Source organism: Streptomyces sp. NPDC001204 (genome assembly GCF_053598035.1).
This window is the reverse complement of sequence record NZ_JBSFJL010000039.1, coordinates 30,270-48,448: the sequence shown is the minus strand read 5'-3', so window position 1 is coordinate 48,448 and position 18,179 is coordinate 30,270. Positions and strand designations below refer to the sequence as shown.

At 71.4% G+C, this 18,179-nt stretch carries 14 protein-coding genes; 12 read left to right on the top strand and 2 right to left on the bottom strand.

Features of this window, described 5'->3' with window-relative positions:
• Positions 1-71 precede the first annotated feature (71 nt).
• Positions 72-1,124 (bottom strand): LacI family DNA-binding transcriptional regulator, encoded by a 1,053-nt coding sequence (locus ACWC91_RS35850; RefSeq protein ID WP_225078393.1) that lies wholly within the window; start codon positions 1,122-1,124, stop codon positions 72-74.
• Positions 1,125-1,318: 194 nt separating this feature from the next.
• Here ACWC91_RS35850 and ACWC91_RS35845 point away from each other — a divergent pair, with 194 nt between their 5' ends.
• From ACWC91_RS35845 to ACWC91_RS35815, 7 genes are read left to right on the top strand one after another with little or no spacing between them, the layout of a single operon-like run.
• Positions 1,319-2,389, top strand: coding sequence for a C45 family autoproteolytic acyltransferase/hydolase (locus ACWC91_RS35845; protein ID WP_376504370.1), 1,071 nt, complete (start codon positions 1,319-1,321; stop codon positions 2,387-2,389).
• Between the two features lie 8 nt (positions 2,390-2,397).
• The gene (locus tag ACWC91_RS35840; protein WP_450640940.1) at positions 2,398-4,044 is read left to right on the top strand and encodes an amidohydrolase; all 1,647 of its coding nucleotides are present in this window, start codon (positions 2,398-2,400) and stop codon (positions 4,042-4,044) included.
• Complete coding sequence (locus ACWC91_RS35835) at positions 4,041-5,060, top strand: ABC transporter permease (protein ID WP_376504373.1); 1,020 nt, start codon at positions 4,041-4,043, stop codon at positions 5,058-5,060. Before ACWC91_RS35840 ends, ACWC91_RS35835 begins: the two co-directional genes overlap by 4 nt.
• On the top strand, positions 5,057-5,932 hold the full coding sequence (locus tag ACWC91_RS35830) for an ABC transporter permease (RefSeq protein WP_376504374.1): 876 nt from the start codon (positions 5,057-5,059) through the stop codon (positions 5,930-5,932). The genes ACWC91_RS35835 and ACWC91_RS35830 overlap by 4 nt, the downstream gene beginning before the upstream one ends.
• Positions 5,929-6,951 (top strand): ABC transporter ATP-binding protein, encoded by a 1,023-nt coding sequence (locus tag ACWC91_RS35825; RefSeq protein ID WP_450640941.1) that lies wholly within the window; start codon positions 5,929-5,931, stop codon positions 6,949-6,951. The genes ACWC91_RS35830 and ACWC91_RS35825 overlap by 4 nt, the downstream gene beginning before the upstream one ends.
• On the top strand, positions 6,948-7,754 hold the full coding sequence (locus ACWC91_RS35820) for an ABC transporter ATP-binding protein (protein ID WP_225078387.1): 807 nt from the start codon (positions 6,948-6,950) through the stop codon (positions 7,752-7,754). Before ACWC91_RS35825 ends, ACWC91_RS35820 begins: the two co-directional genes overlap by 4 nt.
• A gap of 14 nt (positions 7,755-7,768) precedes the next feature.
• Entirely contained in the window at positions 7,769-9,421 is a 1,653-nt protein-coding gene (locus ACWC91_RS35815) for an ABC transporter substrate-binding protein (RefSeq protein WP_225078386.1), read from the top strand.
• 91 nt (positions 9,422-9,512) lie between these two features.
• On the opposite strand, the gene ACWC91_RS35810 is transcribed toward ACWC91_RS35815, so the two are convergent.
• Positions 9,513-12,683: a BTAD domain-containing putative transcriptional regulator gene (locus ACWC91_RS35810; protein ID WP_450640943.1), complete on the bottom strand. Its 3,171-nt coding sequence runs from the start codon at positions 12,681-12,683 to the stop codon at positions 9,513-9,515.
• 225 nt (positions 12,684-12,908) lie between these two features.
• Here ACWC91_RS35810 and ACWC91_RS35805 point away from each other — a divergent pair, with 225 nt between their 5' ends.
• The 5 genes from ACWC91_RS35805 to ACWC91_RS35785 form a co-directional block, all read left to right on the top strand.
• Positions 12,909-13,769, top strand: coding sequence for a hypothetical protein (locus tag ACWC91_RS35805; protein WP_450640945.1), 861 nt, complete (start codon positions 12,909-12,911; stop codon positions 13,767-13,769).
• 158 nt (positions 13,770-13,927) lie between these two features.
• Positions 13,928-15,016, top strand: coding sequence for an ABC transporter permease (locus ACWC91_RS35800; RefSeq protein ID WP_225078383.1), 1,089 nt, complete (start codon positions 13,928-13,930; stop codon positions 15,014-15,016).
• A 161-nt stretch (positions 15,017-15,177) separates the two neighbouring features.
• Positions 15,178-16,335, top strand: coding sequence for a sugar ABC transporter substrate-binding protein (locus ACWC91_RS35795; RefSeq protein WP_225078382.1), 1,158 nt, complete (start codon positions 15,178-15,180; stop codon positions 16,333-16,335).
• A complete protein-coding gene (locus ACWC91_RS35790; RefSeq protein WP_450640947.1) occupies positions 16,332-17,942 on the top strand; it encodes a sugar ABC transporter ATP-binding protein in 1,611 nt (536 codons plus the stop codon). Before ACWC91_RS35795 ends, ACWC91_RS35790 begins: the two co-directional genes overlap by 4 nt.
• A partial coding sequence (locus ACWC91_RS35785) for a hypothetical protein (RefSeq protein WP_450726208.1) occupies positions 17,939-18,179 on the top strand: 241 nt, incomplete at its 3' end. The genes ACWC91_RS35790 and ACWC91_RS35785, both read left to right, overlap by 4 nt.

The following is an 18,179-nucleotide window of genomic DNA, read 5'->3' as shown; positions in this document are numbered from 1 at the left end:
TGTTCACCTGAGCGTCGACCAGGATCGAAGTCGTGCGGGCGAAGGGCGCATACGGCAGGGCGGGACACGTCTCAGTCGTCCCGGCTCGGTGAGCACCGGGCGTTCGTGTCGGTGCGCCGCGAGGACGCGCGGACCCGGAACCGGGCGGTCGTCAGGACCGGTCCCGCGCTCGGCTCGCCCGCGATGCGCGCCTGGAGAAGGTCGAGCAGCGCCAACGTCGTTTCACCGGCGTGGAGTTCGACTGCCGAGATGGCGGGCCGGCTGTGCCGGGTGTGCTCGGAGTCGGAAGCCGCGGCAAGCATCGTCCGGTCGGGCACGGCGACGCCGCGCGCCGTGAGACCCGCGAGCACGCCGGCCGCCTGACGACCGGTGTGGCACAGGATCGCGTCGGGGATCCCGTCGTCCACGATCGCGTGCGCGATGTTCTCGCCGCCGTGCTCGCCGGCGCGCTCGGCCGACGTGTAGACGCGCGGCGTGATCCCGGCGCTCTCACACCACGCGCGGTACGTCGCCTCACTGTCGATGTTCCACGCGTTGGGGTCGGTTCCGCGCAGCAGCACGATCGACCGGGCACCGGATGCGGCGAAGTGCTCGTAGATGCGCCCGAAGCTGGAGCCGTCGTCCTCGGTGGCCCAGTCGGTGAAATCCGGGCGGCTGGGATCGCGTCCGAGCGTCACGTACGGGATCCCACGCCGTTCGAGGAGATCGATCACCGGATCGTCCACGTGCGGCATCGTCACGATGTAGCCGTCGAGTGACAGCGCCAGTGGTGGTGTCGGCCGCTTGGTCGGGTCGGGCACGAGCATCACACTGAGTCCGCGGTCCATCGCCTGTGCCGAAGCGGCACCGATGTAGCGGGTGAACACATCGACGCCCCGCGGCGCGTACTCACCCAGCGCGTCCAGCGATCGCATGACGAGTCCGATCGCCCCGACCGACGAACGTCGCAGACCGCGCGCGAGGGCGTCGGCCTGGTACTCCATCTCCTCGGCGACGGCCCGGACGCGCAGCCGCGTGGCCGCGCTCAGCGTCCCGGTGCCATTGAGCGCCATCGAGACCGCCGCGATGGAGACACCCGCGCGCTGGGCGACATCGCGAATGGTGACGCCCTTCGATCGAGCCACGACGGCCCTCCTTGGTACGTACCTTCCGCTGCTCCCTCAGGCCGCCGGACCGTGGTCGCCGACGCACGCCGAGGGCGGCGGAAAAGCAGAAAGTGACACGACGATCACCATTGTATTAAACGTTTTATGTACCTAGCGTGTCGCCCGCCCCTCACCGTGACGGGCCTCACAAGCAAAGGTCGCACAGCAACACCATGAAGCTGCACACACTGCGCACGACCACCACCGACTCCCGCGACCGTGGACGCGAGATCGGCACGCGGTACGCGGACCAGGTGCGTGACGTCAGCGCCCGCTACCTGGCGCATTTCAAGGTTCTGGGCATCTCGGAGACGACCGTCCGCGACATCGTCGCCCACAGCCATGACGCCTTGCGCGACTGGTACCCGGGGCTGGCCGAGGAGTCCGACGGCATCGCCGAGGCATCAGGAATCGAGCCATGGCAGGTGGCAGCGGTCGGCGCACGGACCGAAGTACTGGCCGCCGCGCCCGGGAAGGGCGAGTGCACAACCGCCGTGCACACACCGCTCTCCGGCGGACCGCCCGAGACGATCCAGACATGGGACTGGCACGACTCGCTCACGCCGGACGGTCTGCTGCTGTCGCTCGTGACCGGAACGCGACGCCGGGTGAAGCTGTTCACCGAGTTCGGCACGGCCGCGAAGATCGGGGTGAACGACGCCGGCCTCGGCCTGCATTTCAACATCCTGCACCACCGCTCGGACAACGCCGCCGGCGGTGTGCCCGTCCACGCTGTCGCGCGTCGCGTCCTCGAGGAGGCGGCCACGGTGGCGGAGGCCCGCGACATCGTCGCCTCCGCGACCGTGAGCGCGTCCACCGTGCTCACCGTCGCGACCTACCGGGACGGCCACTCCGCAGCAGCGTCCATCGAGATGTCGCCGGCCGGATTCGCCGTGGTGCGACCCGGTGCGGATGGCTGGCTCATCCACACCAACCACTTTCTCGACCCCGGCCTCGCCGGCGGTGACACCAGCACTCCGGAGTCGGTGTCGGCCGAGCGGTATCACCACACGCACGCGGTGCGCGGCGGCATGACCGGCCGCTCCGCGCCGGAGCGCGCGGCCGCCTTCTGCGGCGGCGACGGTGCCGCCGCGGTGGTGTGCGTCCGTGCCGACGATTCCCAGCCGGGCCACGAACAGTGGAGCACCTTGTTCACGGCCTCTCTCGACCTTCCCGGCGTTGCCCTCGAGTACCGGGCGGGCAACCCCGACGCTGCGGCCCGTGAGGGTCTCGACCGTTTCTGAGGAACCCGATGGACAAGGACGCGACCATGCCCGCTCATCTCTACCGCAACGCCCGGATCTTCACCTCCGACCAACGCCCCTGGGCCGACTCGCTCGTGGTGGTGGGCGACCGGCTCACCTACGTCGGCGACGAGGCCACCGCAGCGCGTGTGGCCGGACCGGATGCCCTGACCCACGACCTCGACGGCGCGACCGTCCTCCCCGGCTTCGTCGACGGCCACGCGCATGTGATCGGCACCGGTGAGGCGGCGGTCCAGGTCGATCTGTGGGGCGCCAACACGGTGGAGGAGATCCAGCGGCGCATCCGGACGTGGGCGGAGGAGAACCCCGACGCACCTCGGGTGCTCGCCACCGGGTGGAAACACGGTGACATCCCGGGCGGCACACCCGATCGGGGCATGCTCGACGCCGTCGTCGCCGACCGGCCCGTCTACGCGCAGGCCTACGACTTCCACTCGATCTGGCTGAACTCGGCCGCCCTCGCCGAAGCCGGCATCGACGACACCACGGCATCGCCACCGGGCGGAACGGTCCACCGGGATGAGCGGGGCGCGGCCACCGGCCTGGTCGACGAGACCGCGATGCACCACCTCGTGTGGCCGGTACTCGACCGATTCGCCACTGACTTCGACCGTGACGAGGCCCTGGCGGTCGTCCTCGCGGCCTACGCCGAGTCCGGGATCGTCGGTTCGACCGAGATGGCGCTGGGCGAAGGCGACTACGAGGCGATGCGTCGTGCCGATGAGGCGAGCGTCCTGACCACACGAATCGCCGCGTTCTGGCGCGTCCAGCCCACCGGCGACGAGGGGAGGAACCTCGCCCAGGTCGAGCGCGCCGTCGAGCTCGCCACCCACCGGGCGACCCCGTTCCTGCGCGTGACCGGCATCAAGGTCATGGTCGACGGAACCGTCGACGGGTGCACCGCATCCCTCGGCAAGCCCTACGTGAACGGCACGAACGCCGACCCGATCTGGAGCCTTGCCGAACTCGCGCCGGTGGTGGCCGCCGCGGACGCGGCCGGCCTGCAGGTCGCCATGCACGCCATCGGGGACGAGGCGATCCGGGTCGCGATCGGCGCCGTCGAGCACGCCGTCGCCCTCAACGGCCCCAAGGAGCGCCGCCACCGCATCGAACATCTCGAAGTCGTCGACCCGGCGGACATCGACCGGCTGGCAGCACTCGGCATCACGGCGAGCATGCAGCCCGTGCACGCCGATCCCGCCATCCAGGAGAACTGGCGACGCGTGCTCGGCGACGAGCGGGCCGACCGCGGCTTCCCGTGGCCCGAGATGACCGATGCCGGAGCCACCCTCGTGCTCGGCACCGACTCCCCCACGTCGCCGCATGCGCCGCTGCCCAACATGTTCATCGCGGCGACACGGCGCTCGGCACTCGATCCGTCGCTGCCCGCCAACATCGCGCACTACGCCCTGCCGCTGGCGGACGCGATCGTGCACGCCACACGTGACGCCGCCTGGGCGAGCCGATCCGAACACCTGCACGGCCGTCTCACCGAGGGGCTGTACGCCGACTTCATCGTTCTCGACCGGGACATCTTCACCCGGCCACTGGAGGAACTGCTCGACACGCGGGTGCTGCGGACGGTCGTGGGTGGCCGCGTGGTCCATCACGCGCAGCCAGAGGTGAACCGATGAGCCCCGCGACCGTGACGGCACCCGTGCGATCAGGGCAGGCGAAGGCGAAGCAGCGGCCCGTCGGCGTGATGCTGCGGTTCGTCGCCACTCGCGTCGTGGGGCTGGTGGTGACCTTGTTCATCGCGAGCCTGGTCGTCTTCGGAGCGCTCTACGCCGCGCCGGGAAGCCCGCTGACCTACCTCACGCACGGTCGCACCATGAGCCCCGAGGCAATCGCCTCGATCAAGGCCGAGTACCACCTCGACGACCCCGTCTGGCAGCAGTACCTGAGGTGGCTGGGCGGCGTGGCGCACGGCGACTTCGGAACCTCGATCATCTACAACCAACCGGTGGCGTCGCTGGTCGGAAGCCGCGCCTTCGCGACCACGCTGCTCGTCCTCATGGCCGCGGCGATCGTCCTGGTGCTCGGGTTGGCCATCGGCACTCTCGCCGGCCTCAGGCCCGGCTGGTTGTCACGGTCCGCCATGGCCGGCGCGACGGCCGTCATGGCGGTGCCGACCTTCGTCGGTGCGGTCGTGCTGATCATCGTGTTCGCCGTCGACCTGGAGTGGTTCCCGGTGTTCGGCGCCGGCCGTGCGGGGCTCGACGAGGTCTACCACATGGTTCTTCCGTCGATCGCGCTCGCGCTCGCGTCGGTCGCGTTCGTCGCGCGACTCGCCCAGACCGCGATCCGGCAGGAGCTGTCGGCCGATCACGTGCAGACGGCGATCAGCCGCGGACTGCCCCACGGGGCCGTCGTACGCAGACATGTGATGCGCAACGCCGCGATGCCGGTGCTCACCGTCGCGGGTCTCACGATCGCGGGTCTGATCGCGGGAAGCGTCGTCGTGGAACAGGTCTTCCAACTCGGCGGGCTCGGTCAGTTCCTCGTGAGTTCGGTGCAGCAGAAGGACTTCCCCGTCGTACAGGCGATCTGCCTGATGTACGTCGCCGCCTTCATCGTGCTGAACACCCTCATCGACATCGCCTACACACTGCTCGACCCGCGCGTGTCGATCGGGAAGAAGGACTCATGAGCACGACAGCAGCGGTGCGACGCATCGGGGCCCGAAAGGCCGGCTCGCGGACGACGCGTCGTACGAGATCCATCGGCGTATCCGGTTGGGTGGCGGTCGCCGTCCTCGGACTCGTCGTCTGCTTCGCCGTCCTCGCGCCCCTCCTCGCCCCCCACGATCCGAACGCCGTCGACCTCTCCGGTGCGTACCAGGGATCGAGCGGCACGCATCTGCTGGGAACCGACGCAAGCGGGCGGGACCTTCTCTCGCGCCTCGTCCACGGCTCCCGGACCGCGCTGACCGGACCGTTCCTCGTCGTGATGATCTCGACTCTCCTCGGGACGATCCTCGCGCTCACGGCCGTGTGGTTCGGCGGTTGGTTCGACCAGATGGTGGTGCGCGTCGTCGACGCCGTGTTCGCCTTCCCAGGGCTGCTGCTGGCGATCCTGGCGACCGCCCTGTTCGGGTCCGGTCTGAAGGCCGCCACCGCGGCGCTTTCCATCGCCTATGTCCCCTACATCGCGCGGATCGTGCGGAGCGCTGCGCTGCGGGAGCGCTCACTGCCCTACATCGCGGCACTGCGGGTTCAGGGCGTGCACGGGCTGCGGATCGCGTTGCGGCACATCCTGCCCAACGTGGGCGGGCTGATCGTCGCCAACGCCACACTCGCCTTCGGGTTCGCCCTGATGGATTTCGCCGGCCTCTCGTTCATCGGCCTCGGGGTGCAGCCGCCGACATCGGACTGGGGCGCGATGGTCGGCAGCGGTATGGCCGGTGTGCTGCAACAGCACCCGCAGGAGGCCCTGTTCGCCAGCGCACTCATCGTCATCACCGTCGGTGCCGTGAACGTGCTCGGCGACCGGCTCACGGAACGCTGGGAGGCACGCTCGTGAACGCACTTCTCGAAGTCGACGGTCTGACGGTCCGGCTGCCTGTCGCGGGCGAGTTGCGCACCGTGCTGCGCGATGTCTCGTTCTCACTCGGCAGCGGAAGCACTCTCGGCCTGGTCGGCGAGTCCGGTTCGGGCAAGTCGATGACGGTTCGCACCATCGCGCGCCTGCTCCCCGACGGCGCCGACGTCCGGGGCGGTGTCCGCTTCGACGGCGCCGAGGTGTTCGACCTTCGTGCCGACGCCCTGCGGTCCTATCGGGCGAAGGACGTCGCGATGATCTTCCAGGACGCACGGGCCTACACGAACCCCGTACGCACGATCGGCGACTTCCTCACCGAGGCGATGCGCACCAACGACCGGATGCCGAAGCCCGCTGCTCGCAAGCGCGCGCAGGAGCTGCTCGCCGAGGTCGGGATCGGGGACCCGGAGCGCCGGCTGCGGCAGTACCCCCACGAGCTCTCCGGCGGCCTGCTGCAACGGGTGATGATCGCTGCCGCGGTTGCCGCGCGACCCCGGCTCGTCCTCGCCGACGAGCCGACGACCGCGCTCGATGTCACCACCCAGGCGGAGGTGATGGCGATTCTCGGGCGTATGCAGCGCGAGTACGGCATGGCGATGCTCTTCATCACTCACGACCTGGAGCTCGCCGGAGCCGTGTGCGACGAGACGATCGTGCTGTACGCCGGCCAGGTCATGGAGCGCCAGGCGTCGGTGCGGCTGCACCAGGACCCGCTCCACCCCTACACCGCCGCACTGGTGCAGGCGCGACCGGAGATCGACCGACGCGTCGACCGGCTGCCCGCGATCACCGGTCATCCGACCACCGCCTACGAGGCACCGGACGGCTGTGCGTTCGCGCCGCGCTGCCGCTTCGCCGAGGAGCGGTGCCGGGCAGGAATGCCGCCCCTGCTGCAGATCGGCCCGTCGCAGACCCGGTGCGTCCGGATGCCCGGCCTGCGCGGACAGATGGTGGAGCGGCAGCACGCCGGCTCCCCTTCGAACGAGGAGGTCCAGCGATGACCGAACCGCTGCTCGTGGTCGAACACCTGACCAAGACGTTCGGCCGTGGGCGTGCCGAGGCAACGGCGGTCGCCGACGTGAGCTTCGCCCTGGCCCCGGGCGGGGCCCTCGGCATCGTCGGCGAATCCGGCTCCGGGAAGACGACCACAGCACGGATGATCATCGGCTTGGAGCGTCCCTCCGGCGGTCGCATCATGTTCCGGGGCGAGGACCGCACACACCCGGCGCGTTCCGCGCGCAGTCGCCGTGAGCGGGGCCGGGACATCCAGATCGTCTTCCAGGACCCGTACACCTCGCTCGACCGCCGTCAGCGCATCGGCGACTGCCTCGCGGAAGTCGTCGGCGTGCATTTCCGGCTCGGCCGCGACGAGACCAGGAAGCGCGTGAGCGAACTCGCCGAGCTCGTCGGACTCGACGACCGGCAGCTCGCGGCACTGCCGAGGTCACTCTCCGGAGGGCAGCGCCAACGCGTCGCCATCGCTCGCGCGCTCGCCGCCGATCCGGACATCCTCATCCTCGACGAGGCCGTGTCGGCCCTGGATGTCTCGATCCAGGCGCAGATCCTCAATCTGCTCTCGGACATCCGGCGGAAACGCGGCGTGAGCTACCTGTTCATCAGCCACGATCTCGCCGTCATCCGCCAGGTGACCGACGACACGATCGTCATGCGCCACGGCGCCGTCGTCGAGCAAGGGCCCACCGCCGCCGTGCTCGACAACCCCCAAGACCCCTACACCCGCTTGTTGCGCGACAGCGTCCCCCGCAGCGGGTGGGACCCCGAAGCCCTCACGGCCCGACACTGAACGGGAGTTCCGCCATGTACTCACCCCGCCCCCGCGGACGGGCGACGGCACTCGCCGCCGTCGCCGCCGCAGCCACCCTCGTGCTGGCCGGTTGCTCCGGAGGCGCCTCCGGCGCCGGAGCGACCGGGTCCTCCGACGCGCTGACGACCTTCACGCCGAAAGGCTCGGGGTCGGTCGACACGATCACCTGGAACGTCTTCCAGGGCGAGCCCCAGACCGTCGACCCCTTCCAGTCGGCGGACTACACGCCGAACATGATCAACTCGAACATGTGCGAGACACTGCTCGCCCAGACGCCCGACTTCCAGATCAAGCCCAATCTGGCGACGTCGTACTCGAACCCCGACCCGAAGACCTGGGTCTACAAGCTGCGCGGCGACGTCACCTTCTGGGACGGCTCGCCGATGACAGCCGACGACGTCGTGTGGAGCATGCGGCACAACATGACGGACAAGTCGAGCTTCTACGGCTACCTGTACTCGAACGTCGCCTCGATCGCGAAGACGGGCGCCGACGAAGTGACCGTCGGACTCAAGGAGCCCGACTACCTCTTCAACGACGAGCTGGCGAGCTTCGCCGGTGTCGTCGTCGAGAAGAAGTTCTACGAGCAGCACGGCAAGAAGGCCGGTACGCCGGGCGTCGGTGTCATGTGCACCGGCCCCTACAAGTACGGCAAGTGGACGCAGGGTCAGTCGATCAGCGTGAGCCGCTACGACGGCTACTGGAACAAGTCGCTGCCGTTGAAGGTGAAGAACATCGACTTCACTTTCCTGACCGACGACTCCGCGATCACCTCCGGCCTGCTCTCGGGCCAGATCGACGGAACGTACGGTCCGCCGACGGCCGGGCTGGCACAGCTGAAGGCGTCGTCGGCGGGCAAGCTCTACTCGGGTGCCGCGCCCCTGGCCGTCACGCTCGTGGTCGCGAACCAGAAGGGCGCGATGGGCAACGCGGACGTGCGCAAGGCGCTCCAGACGGCCATCGACTGGAAGGGCATCGGCGACCAGGTGTACGCCGGTGAGGGGACCGCTGTTCCGCTGCAGACCGTGCCGGCCGTGTACGGCTTCGCGAAGGACGAGCTGACCTCGTACGCCGACTCGGTCAGAACCGACGGCTCCGCGAAGGTCGAGGAGGCGAAGAAGCTGCTCGCCGGCGTTCCGGCCGACGTGAAGTCGAAGCAGATCAGCCTCGTGGTTCCGCAGCAGGCGGAGACGCAGCAGCTGGGCCTGGGGATCAAGGCCGCGGCCGACAGGATCGGCTTGAACTTCAAGCTCAACGTCGTCCCCGCGACCGGCTACTCGAACTACCTGTACGACCCGGCGACGCGTGGCGACACCGACCTGCTGTACACGCAGTTCTGGCCGAACATCCCGAACCCGCTCGACTGGCTGGGCCTCACCGCGATCACCGGAGGCACCTTCAACCAGTCCGGCTACAGCGACATCGACGGGCTCTACGCCAAGGCGATCAGCACGAAGGACGACGGCGCCCGCGCCAAGCTGGTCGTGCGGATGGAGCAGAAACTGCACGACGAGATGAATCCGATGTTCTCCGGCATCCAGCTGACGAACGACGTGTGGCTCGGAAGCAGGATCACCGGGGCGCCGGCGGCGTTCGACTACGTCTACTACCCATGGGCGGCTCACCTCAGCGGAACTGGCAAGTAGTCCTCGCCCTGGTCAACGGCCCGGAGGTGGGGAGCGCAGCGGGGGTGGGACGGTCTTGCGTGGGCCGTCCCACCCATGTGTGCCGCTGGTCTCACCCGTGCCGAAGCTCCGCCAGCAGCCGGCGCGTCGCTGAGGAAGGGCTCGCGCTGACCTCCTCCAGCGCGAGTCCGCACCGGCGGTAGTGGTTGATGACCTCGTCGTACTGCCCGAGCGCCCCCGCGATCCGCATGAGCAGCCGCCACATCGACTCCCGGTAGGGATCGCCCTCCAGGGCCTGCTCGGCCAGGGCCAGCGCTGTCTGCGGTTCGTCGAGCCGCCAGGCGAGTTCCGCCGCGTCGGTGGTGACGTCGAGGACCAGCCGGGCCAGTTCCGCCCGCCGTTTCTCCGCCCACGCCGACGTGGCACGCGGCAGGTACGGTCCGTGCGCGGCCACGGCCAGCGCGGACGTGAGACGGGTCAGGCGCTGATCGCCCCCGCACTCGGCCGCGGTGGCGACCCAGCCGGTGAACTCGTCGGTGTACGTGGTGACCTGGGCCGCACCGGCCAGCGAGATCGTGCCGTCCTCCAGCCGCAGCGCCTCCTCGTCGGGCAGGACGAGACGCAGATGGTGGACGGCCTGGCGGAGGTAGGCGCGCGCGGAGTTGTCGGACCGGCTGTCGAAGAGCGCGTCGAGCGCGGCCGTCCGGGTCACTGTGCGCTCGGGCGCGGCGAGGAGCAGGCCCATCAGCTCGTACGACTTGGCGATACGGGGCCGGCGCAGCTCGCCGTCGACGAGGAGGCGGGTGGGGCCGAGGTCGTGGAACTCCACCACGGCGGACGTCCCCTCGGCGGCCGGCAGCGGCTCCCGTACCTCCGCGGGCGCGGGTCGTGCGGAGGTGGAGAGGAGGGGGCGGCCGAGGCTGTGCCAGGAGGAGTCGGTGTCGGTGAGCCCGTCCAGGCGGCGGGAGAGCACGCCGGGGAACGCGCGCAGCGCGCCGAGCAGGGCGTGGCGGGTGCCCAGCCGGTAGGCCGTGGCGAGCGCCAGGTCGGCGGCGCGGTCGGCCGCGTCGGGGTCGCCGGCCCGCCACTCGGCCTCCGCCAGGTACACCGCGGCGGCGCACAGCTCCAGGATGCGGTCGGCCTCGTGCATCGAGACGACCGCCCGGCGCAGCCGGACGAGGGCCTCCGCGTCGTCGGCGGGCGTGCCGCAGCCGAGCAGGGCGAAACCGTGGAGAGCGTCGAGTTGTTCACCGGTGGACTGGTAGCTGCGCGCGTAGGGAAGGGCCTCCAGGTCCTCCAGGACCCGGCGGGCCCGCTGCGGGTTGCGGCACAGCCACAGTTCGAGCTTCGCCTCGGCGAGCATCGAGAACATGTCCCACACCAGGCTGCCGTTGCGCCGGGCGATTTCGCGGCCCTCGGTGAGGAAGGCGCGGGCCCGTTCCTCCTGGCCCAGTTCGGCGGACAGCTCCACGCCGACGACCGCGCTCAGCCCGGCCGTCACCACACCGCGTTCGACGGTGGCGCGCAGCAGCCGGTCGGCCTCGTCGAGACGGCCCAGCGCCCGCAGCGCGGCGATCCGCCAGGGCCCGGACACCACGCCCGCCCAGCGGCTGTCGGTGCTGGCGAGGACGTCGTTCAGACGGCCGCGCCAGTAGTGGGCGCGGGCGATCAGACCCTCGGCGGGCACACCGACCGCGCTCGGCGGGGTCCGGCCACGATCCCGGGAGTCCACCAGGCTCGCGAGGTAGTGCACGGCCTCGATGTCGTCGCCGGGCGGGGCGAGCCGCAGCATCCGTTCCAGGTCGTCGACGCGGCACGCGTGGTAGTACGACCACGCCATCATCGCGGCGGCCCGGGTGGACCGGGAGGCGATCGCGTCGCGCTCGCCGAGCTGGTGCAGCTGGTCGGCGATGCGCACCCCGCGCCGGTAGTCCTCGCGGCCCACGGCCAGCATCAGTTCGGCTGTGGTCAGCGGGGAGCTGCTCGCGGAGTCCGCGTAGGCGAGCTGGTCCAGCCAGCGCTCGGCGACCTCGTGGTCGCCGCGCTCGATGACATCCTCGATCGCCTCGACGGCGTGCGGCAGCGCCGCCGCGGTGTCGCCGAGACCGAGGAAGGCCTCGGCGGCCTCCTCGTGCCGGCCTTCCGCGCCGAGGAGTTCGGCCGCGGTGAGCCGGGCGGTACGGGCGCGGACGGCGCCGTACTCGTCGAGCTGCTGCACCAGGCAGTCGCGGAAGCACAGGTGCAGTCGCATCGCGGGCGGGCGGGCCTCCCAGACGGCGGGCAGCTGGTGGGCGCGCAGGGCGGTGAGGGTGCGGGCCGCGTCGGGGAAGCCGAGTGCCTCGGCGCGCGGCACCGTCACCACGTCCAGCACCGATGTGCCGATGAGGAAATCCCGCTGATCCTCCGTCAGCCCGTCCAGGAGCTGCTGCGATATGTACGCGGACAGCGGCTCCGTGTCGAGTGACGGCCAGGCGTCGTCGTCCGCGGCGGGCGTCTCGGCGAGGAAGCACACCCCGGTCACCCAGCCCCGGGTCACCCGCAGCAGCTGCTCCACGTCGCGGGTCGGGCCCGGCAGCCCTGCGACGACCTGGGCGGCCTCGGCGCGGGTGAGGGCGAGCTCGGCCTCACCGATCACGGCGGGCGGCCCACCCGGCCCCGTACGCGGCACCGGTGCCTGACCGAGGCGCACAGCACGCCGGCTGACGAGCAGGAACCGCAGGCCCTCGGGTGCGTACCGGAGCAGGCCGTCGAGGACGGCGAGGGCGGCGGGGGAACCGCTGAGCCGCTCCACCTCGTCGAGGACGAGCACCAGTTCGACATCGGCGTCGTCGTCGCCGTTCGCGACGGAGTCGGCGGCGCCGCTTCCGGTGCCGTTCCGCCAGGATTCCGAGGTATCCCTCGCCAAGGCAGCCTGGTCCGTCGCCTCGGCCAGCAGCCCCGCGGTCTCCGCGTGCGGAATGCCCGCCGCCAGGGCCGAGGCGACCGTCCCCGCGACCTCCGGAACGGCCGAGGCCAGCGCCGCCTCCAGATACGTCAGCAGGCGGCCGGACGCGCAATCCGTGTCGTCGAGGGACAGCCAGGCGACGCGCCGGCTGGTCGCCGCGAGGTACTGGCGCACAGCCGTCGTCTTTCCGGAACCCGCCATTCCGAGGATCTGCACCGTCTGGTGCCGTTGCAGCGCGTGATCGAGCAGGGCGGTGAGCCGGGGACGGGCGACGGCGCGGTCGGGGAGGGGAGGCAGCTGGATCTTGCGCCGGATGAGATGGACGTTCTCCCGGGTCATCCGTACCGCCTTGTCTCGTCGTGCCGGGCCGCGCCGACGGCTCAGTGAGGTCCGGCGTGGCGGAAAAACAGGTACTGAAGGACGGAATCTACGTGGTCAGTGGCCGAAATTGCATCCCCCTCCGGGGACGGCACCTGCCCCGGGCGCGGCGAAACGGGGGTTCCCCGTGCTCGTTTCGCCGCCGTTAACGGGCCGCGCGGCAGCCTGTGGGGCGTGACGAGAGCGATGACGCAAGCCGGTCTCCAGGGCCGTGCGGACAGCAGGCCGCTGCCGGTACGTGAAGTACGGCGGCTGGCCGCGCTGTTGGCGCGGGCCATGGAGTCGGGTGAGCCGATGGCCCCGCTCCACCTGGCCTTCCCTGAGGTGGACGGCGCCGAGGCCGAACGCATCCGTGCGGCCCTGCTGGACCGCACCGCCGACGACGGCCCGCGCTGGGCCGTCATCGCCGACCCCGCACCCGGCGGTGAGCGCTCGCTCGCCCATGTCACGGCGGGCATGGTGCACCCCGGTGGCCGTGTCCTGGTCGAGCGACCGGACGCCGTGGTGCTGCGGGCGCGGCTGCTGCTGCGCGTCGCACCCGGTTCCCCCGGCCTGCTGCCGCCGCTCGCCCTGTGCTGGGAGCTGCGCCGCCAGGTCTACGGGGAGGGGCCCAGCCCCGCCGACCTGGTCGCCGCCAACGCCGGCGTGCTGCTGGTCGTCCCCGGCGACATGCCCGCCGGGGCGGCACGGGGCCGGGAGCCCGGCACGGTGTCGTGGAGCGTGAGCGCGGCCGGCGATCGCGCCGCGAGCGGTGTCCTCACCGCCGACGACGTCCGCGACGACCTCGCGTGGGCGGCGGGCCTCGCCGGCGACCCCTTCGGGTACGTGCTGTCCCGGCCGCTCGGCCCGCCACTCGGTCCGGGCGTCACCTCGGCGACGCTGACCGCCGACGCGGCCGGGCTCACCCGCTCGGTGACCGTGGCGCTGGAAGCGCCGCCCGTCACCGGGTCCCGGACGGACCCGGGCCCGACCGGTCCGCGTCCGTCCGGGACCGTCCAGGGGCCGCGGTCCGACGCCACCGACGTCAAACCGCGCGCCGGCCGGTGAGGTCCGGGCGCCCGCCACACCCGATCTCGCCGAAGTGCCCCGCACGGCTTCTCGCGCCGTGCTCGTACGGGCCGCCGACCCGTACATCCCTTTCGACCCTCCGCCCCAGTGCCCTCCTCGCCCCTGCGACAGGCCTTCACCCGCCCGAGGTGGTAGCGATGCAAACCGACGCCCCGCAGACCCCGTCCCCGCACGCGGAAGTCCCTCCCAGCCGTAAAGACGCCCAGACCCGGGCCGGTTCCACGGCGGCCGCCGCCCCGCCGGGCCGCACGAAGAGCGCCGAGGTCCGGCGCGCGTCCGGCGGCGCCGTGGACCTCTTCCAGCGGTACGCGGTCCTGCTGGTCCTCGTGGCCCTGGTGGCCGTCTACTCGGTGCTCGCCCCCGACACGTTCCCCACCATGGACACGTTCCGCGTGATCACCTCCACGCAGGCGGTGCTGATCGTGGCCGTGCTGGGTCTCACCCTGCCCTTCGCCGCCGGCGAGTTCGACCTGTCCTTCGGCGCCGTCATCGTCTGGGCGTCGACGCTCACCGCCGTCCTGACGAAGCAGCAGGAGTGGCCGCTCGCGGCCGCCGTACCGGTCGTGCTGGTCAGCTGTCTGCTGTGGGGAGCGCTCAACGCGCTGTTCGTGGTCGGCTTCGGCATCAGCTCGATGGTGACCACGCTCGGCTCCAGCACCGTGATCATCGGTCTGACGCTCGCGGTCAGCCAGTCCCAGGTCATCGCCGGTCCGCCCGAACTGCTGACCAACCTGACGACCGGGAAACTCCTCGGTCTTCCCTACCCGGTGTGGTTCAGCTTCGCCGTCGCCGTCGTGGTCTGGCTGATCCTGGAGCACACCCCGCTCGGCCGCTACCTGTACTTCACCGGTGAGGGCCGCGAGGTGGCCCGGCTCAGCGGCCTTCCCGTGGACCGGCTGCGCACCGGCGCGCTCATCGCCAGCGCCCTGTTCTGCGGTGTCGCCGGGATGATCAGCTTCGGCCGGCTGGGCAGCGCCGACCCGAACCTCGGCTCGTCGTTCCTGCTGCCGGGTGCCGCCGCCGTGTTCCTCGGCGCCACGGTCGTCCGCCCCGGCCGGTTCAACGCCTGGGGCACCGTCATCGCCGTGTACCTGCTGGTCACCGGCGTTACCGGACTCCAGCTCCTCGGCGGGGCGGGCTGGCTGGAGAACGTCTTCAACGGCGGGGCGCTCGTACTCGCCGTCACCTTCGCCCACGTCGTCGCCCGCCGCCGCACCCGCGTCTGAGCCGGCGCGCACGCCGTCCCCGGTACGTCCCTCACCGGATGGAACGCCACGTACGCCCCCCGGCACTGCCTGGCACTCCCCCGGCCCGGACGGCCCCGCGCCACCCGTGCGCAGGCGAAGCGCACGCCCACGACTCCACCCGAACGCCGAAAGGAACCCTCGTGCGAATCCACAGCCTCCCCCGGAGCAGAGCCGCCGGTGCCGCACTCCTCGCCGCCGCGCTGATCGTGCCGCTCTCCGCGTGCAGCGCCGCCCAGGGCATCACCGAGAAGGCCGCCGACAGCAAGACCGTCGCCGCCGCCCGGAAGAGCGCGCAGGCCCTGGTCGACAAGGCCTCCGGCCCCACCGTGTTCAGCAAGCCCGGCGACGCCTTCGACATCACCGCGGCCCGCGGCAAGACGATCTGGGTGGTCACCCTCGACAACAGCATCCCGTACGTCCGCGCCGTCCTGAACGGGATGACGGAGGCCGGCCGCCGGGCCGGAGTGAAGGTCCGCGTCTTCGACTCCAAGGGCTCCACCAGCACCGCGGGCAAGGGTGTCGAGCAGGCGCTCGCGACCGACGCCGCCGCCGTGGTCGCCTTCGGCATCAACCTCAGCGAGGTCAGCGGCGCCGTCCGCGCCGCGCAGCAGGCCAAGGTGCCGGTGATCTCCGCGTTCAACGTGGACGCCAACGCGCCGCTGGAGGAGGGCGCCGCCGGTGCCGTGAGCGTCGACTTCTACGACTCCGGCCGCATCCTCGCCGCCCACGCGGTCACCGCGACCGACGGTCCGGTGCACGCCTCGTACCAGCACCTGCCCTCGGTCGCGACGTTCACGGCGCTGAAGCAGGGCCTCCAGGACGGGTTCAAGGAGTTCTGCCGCAGCGGCTGCAGCCTCTCCGTCGACGATCTCAACCAGGCGGACTTCAAGCAGGGCGCCGAACGGGTCACCTCCTCGACGCTGATGCGCAACCGCAAGCTGAACTGGGTGTTCCCGGCGATCGACGGCATCGCCCAGTTCACGGTGCCCGCGATCGAGGCCGCGAACCGGCCCGAGGTGCAGGCCTCCAGCATCAACGCGGTCACCGCCAACCTGGAGTTCGTCCGCAACGGGCGCGTCCAGAGCGCCGACGTGGGCAACAACAACTCCTGGCTGGGCTGGGCGATGATGGACCGCAGCCTGCGCGCGATCGCCGGGCAGAAGGCGGCCACGACCGTCGTCCCGCTGAAGCTGTTCGTCAAGGACAACCTGAAGGGCAAGGACCTCGCCGACGAGGACGCCCTGTTCGACGGCGCCGACTACCGCGGTGGCTTCACCGCCCTGTGGAAGACGCGATGACCGCGCCCGGCACGCTCACGGAACAGGGCGACGGACGGCCCGAGGACGCCGGGTCCCGTGCGCAGCACCGCGGCGTCAGGCTGGAGGGCATCAGCAAGACCTTCGGCCCGACCCGCGTCCTGCACTCGGTCTCCCTCGACTTCCCGGCCGGCCGCACCACCGCGGTCCTCGGCGAGAACGGAGCCGGCAAGTCCACCCTGTTCAAGATCCTCTCGGGCTTCCACGCCCCCGACGCCGGTGGCCGTCTCGTCGTCGACGGCACCGAGCACCGGCTGCCGCTCACCCCGACCTCCTCCGCCGACCTGGGCTTCGCCTTCGTCCACCAGGATCTGGCCCTCGCCCAGACCCTCAGCGTCGCCGAGAACGTGTGCGTCGGCGCCCTCGTCACCTCCCGCGCCGGACTCGTGCGCTGGCGGGAACAGGCGAGACAGGTCAAGGAGTTGCTGGACGGCCTCGGCATGGACATCGACCCCGCGGCCCCCGTACACCGACTGCCGCAGGGCGAACGGGCGGTCCTCGCCATCGCCCGTGCCCTGTACGCGCGCGGCCGGCGCCACTCCAGGCTGCTGGTCCTCGACGAGCCGACGGCCAACCTCACCGAACGCGAGCGCACCAGCCTCTTCGACGCGATCCGCCGGGTCACCGCCCGCGGCACCGCCGTCGCCTTCTGCACCCACCGTCTCGAAGAGGTCGGCATGATCGCGGACCGCGTGGTCGTGCTGCGCGACGGGCACCTGGTGTCCGAGCACGAGGCGGGCGACATCGCAGGACCCGGTGAACTCGCCGCCGCCATCATCGGATCCGCGCCGCAGGCCGCAGCCACCCGGACCGCGCGCACCGAACCCGGCGCGCCCGTCCTGCGCACCGAGGGACTTCGTGGCCGCACCGGCAGCCCCATCGACCTGACCGTGCACGCGGGCGAGATCGTCGGGGTCACCGGACGCGCGGGCGCAGGCCACGACGCCCTGCCCATGCTGCTCCTCGGCTCCGACCGCACCGCGGGCACCCTCACCGTCGGCGAGCGCACCCTGCGGGCCTGGCGCCCCTCGGCCGCGCTCGCCGCGGGACTCGCCGTCCTGCCCGCCGACCGCAAACAGCACAGCGGCGTGCAGAGCTACGGCATCCGCGAGAACCTCACCCTGGTCAGCCTGCGCCGCCACACCCGCCGCGGCTTCGTCGACCGGACCGCCGAGCGCCGCACCGTCCAGGACGCGATGGAGCGCTACGACGTACGGCCACGCACCGAACCCGACCGGCCGCTCGGCACCCTGAGCGGCGGCAACCAGCAGAAGGTGCTCCTCGCGAAGTGGCTCCAGCGGCCCGGGCTGCGCTGCCTGGTGCTGCACGAGCCGACGCAGGGCGTCGACGTGGGCGCCCGCCGTGCCCTGCTCGACACCGTCACCGCGCTCACCGAGGAGGGCCTCGGTGTCCTCGTCGTCGGCTCCGACCACGAGGAACTGGCCCAGATCTGCGACCGCGTCCTCGTGATGTCCCGCGGCGCCGTCGTCGGCGAACTCGACCGCCCGGCCGCGGACGAGATCTCGGCGGCGTGCCTGGGCGCGACGACGCCCGCGGCGGTATCGGCGGCGACGGGAGCGGCGCCGTGACGGCGCACGAGGAGTCCAGGAGCACGGGTCCGGTCACCGCGGCGGCGCACGAGGACCCCAGGAGCACAGGTCCGGTCACCGCGGCGGCGCACGAGGACCCCAGGAGCACAGGTCCGGTCACCGCGGCGGCGCACGAGGAGTCCAGGAGCACAGGTCCGGTCACCGCGGCGGCGCACGAGGAGTCCAGGAGCACAGGTCCGGTCACCGCGGCGGCGCACGAGGAGTCCAGGAGCACAG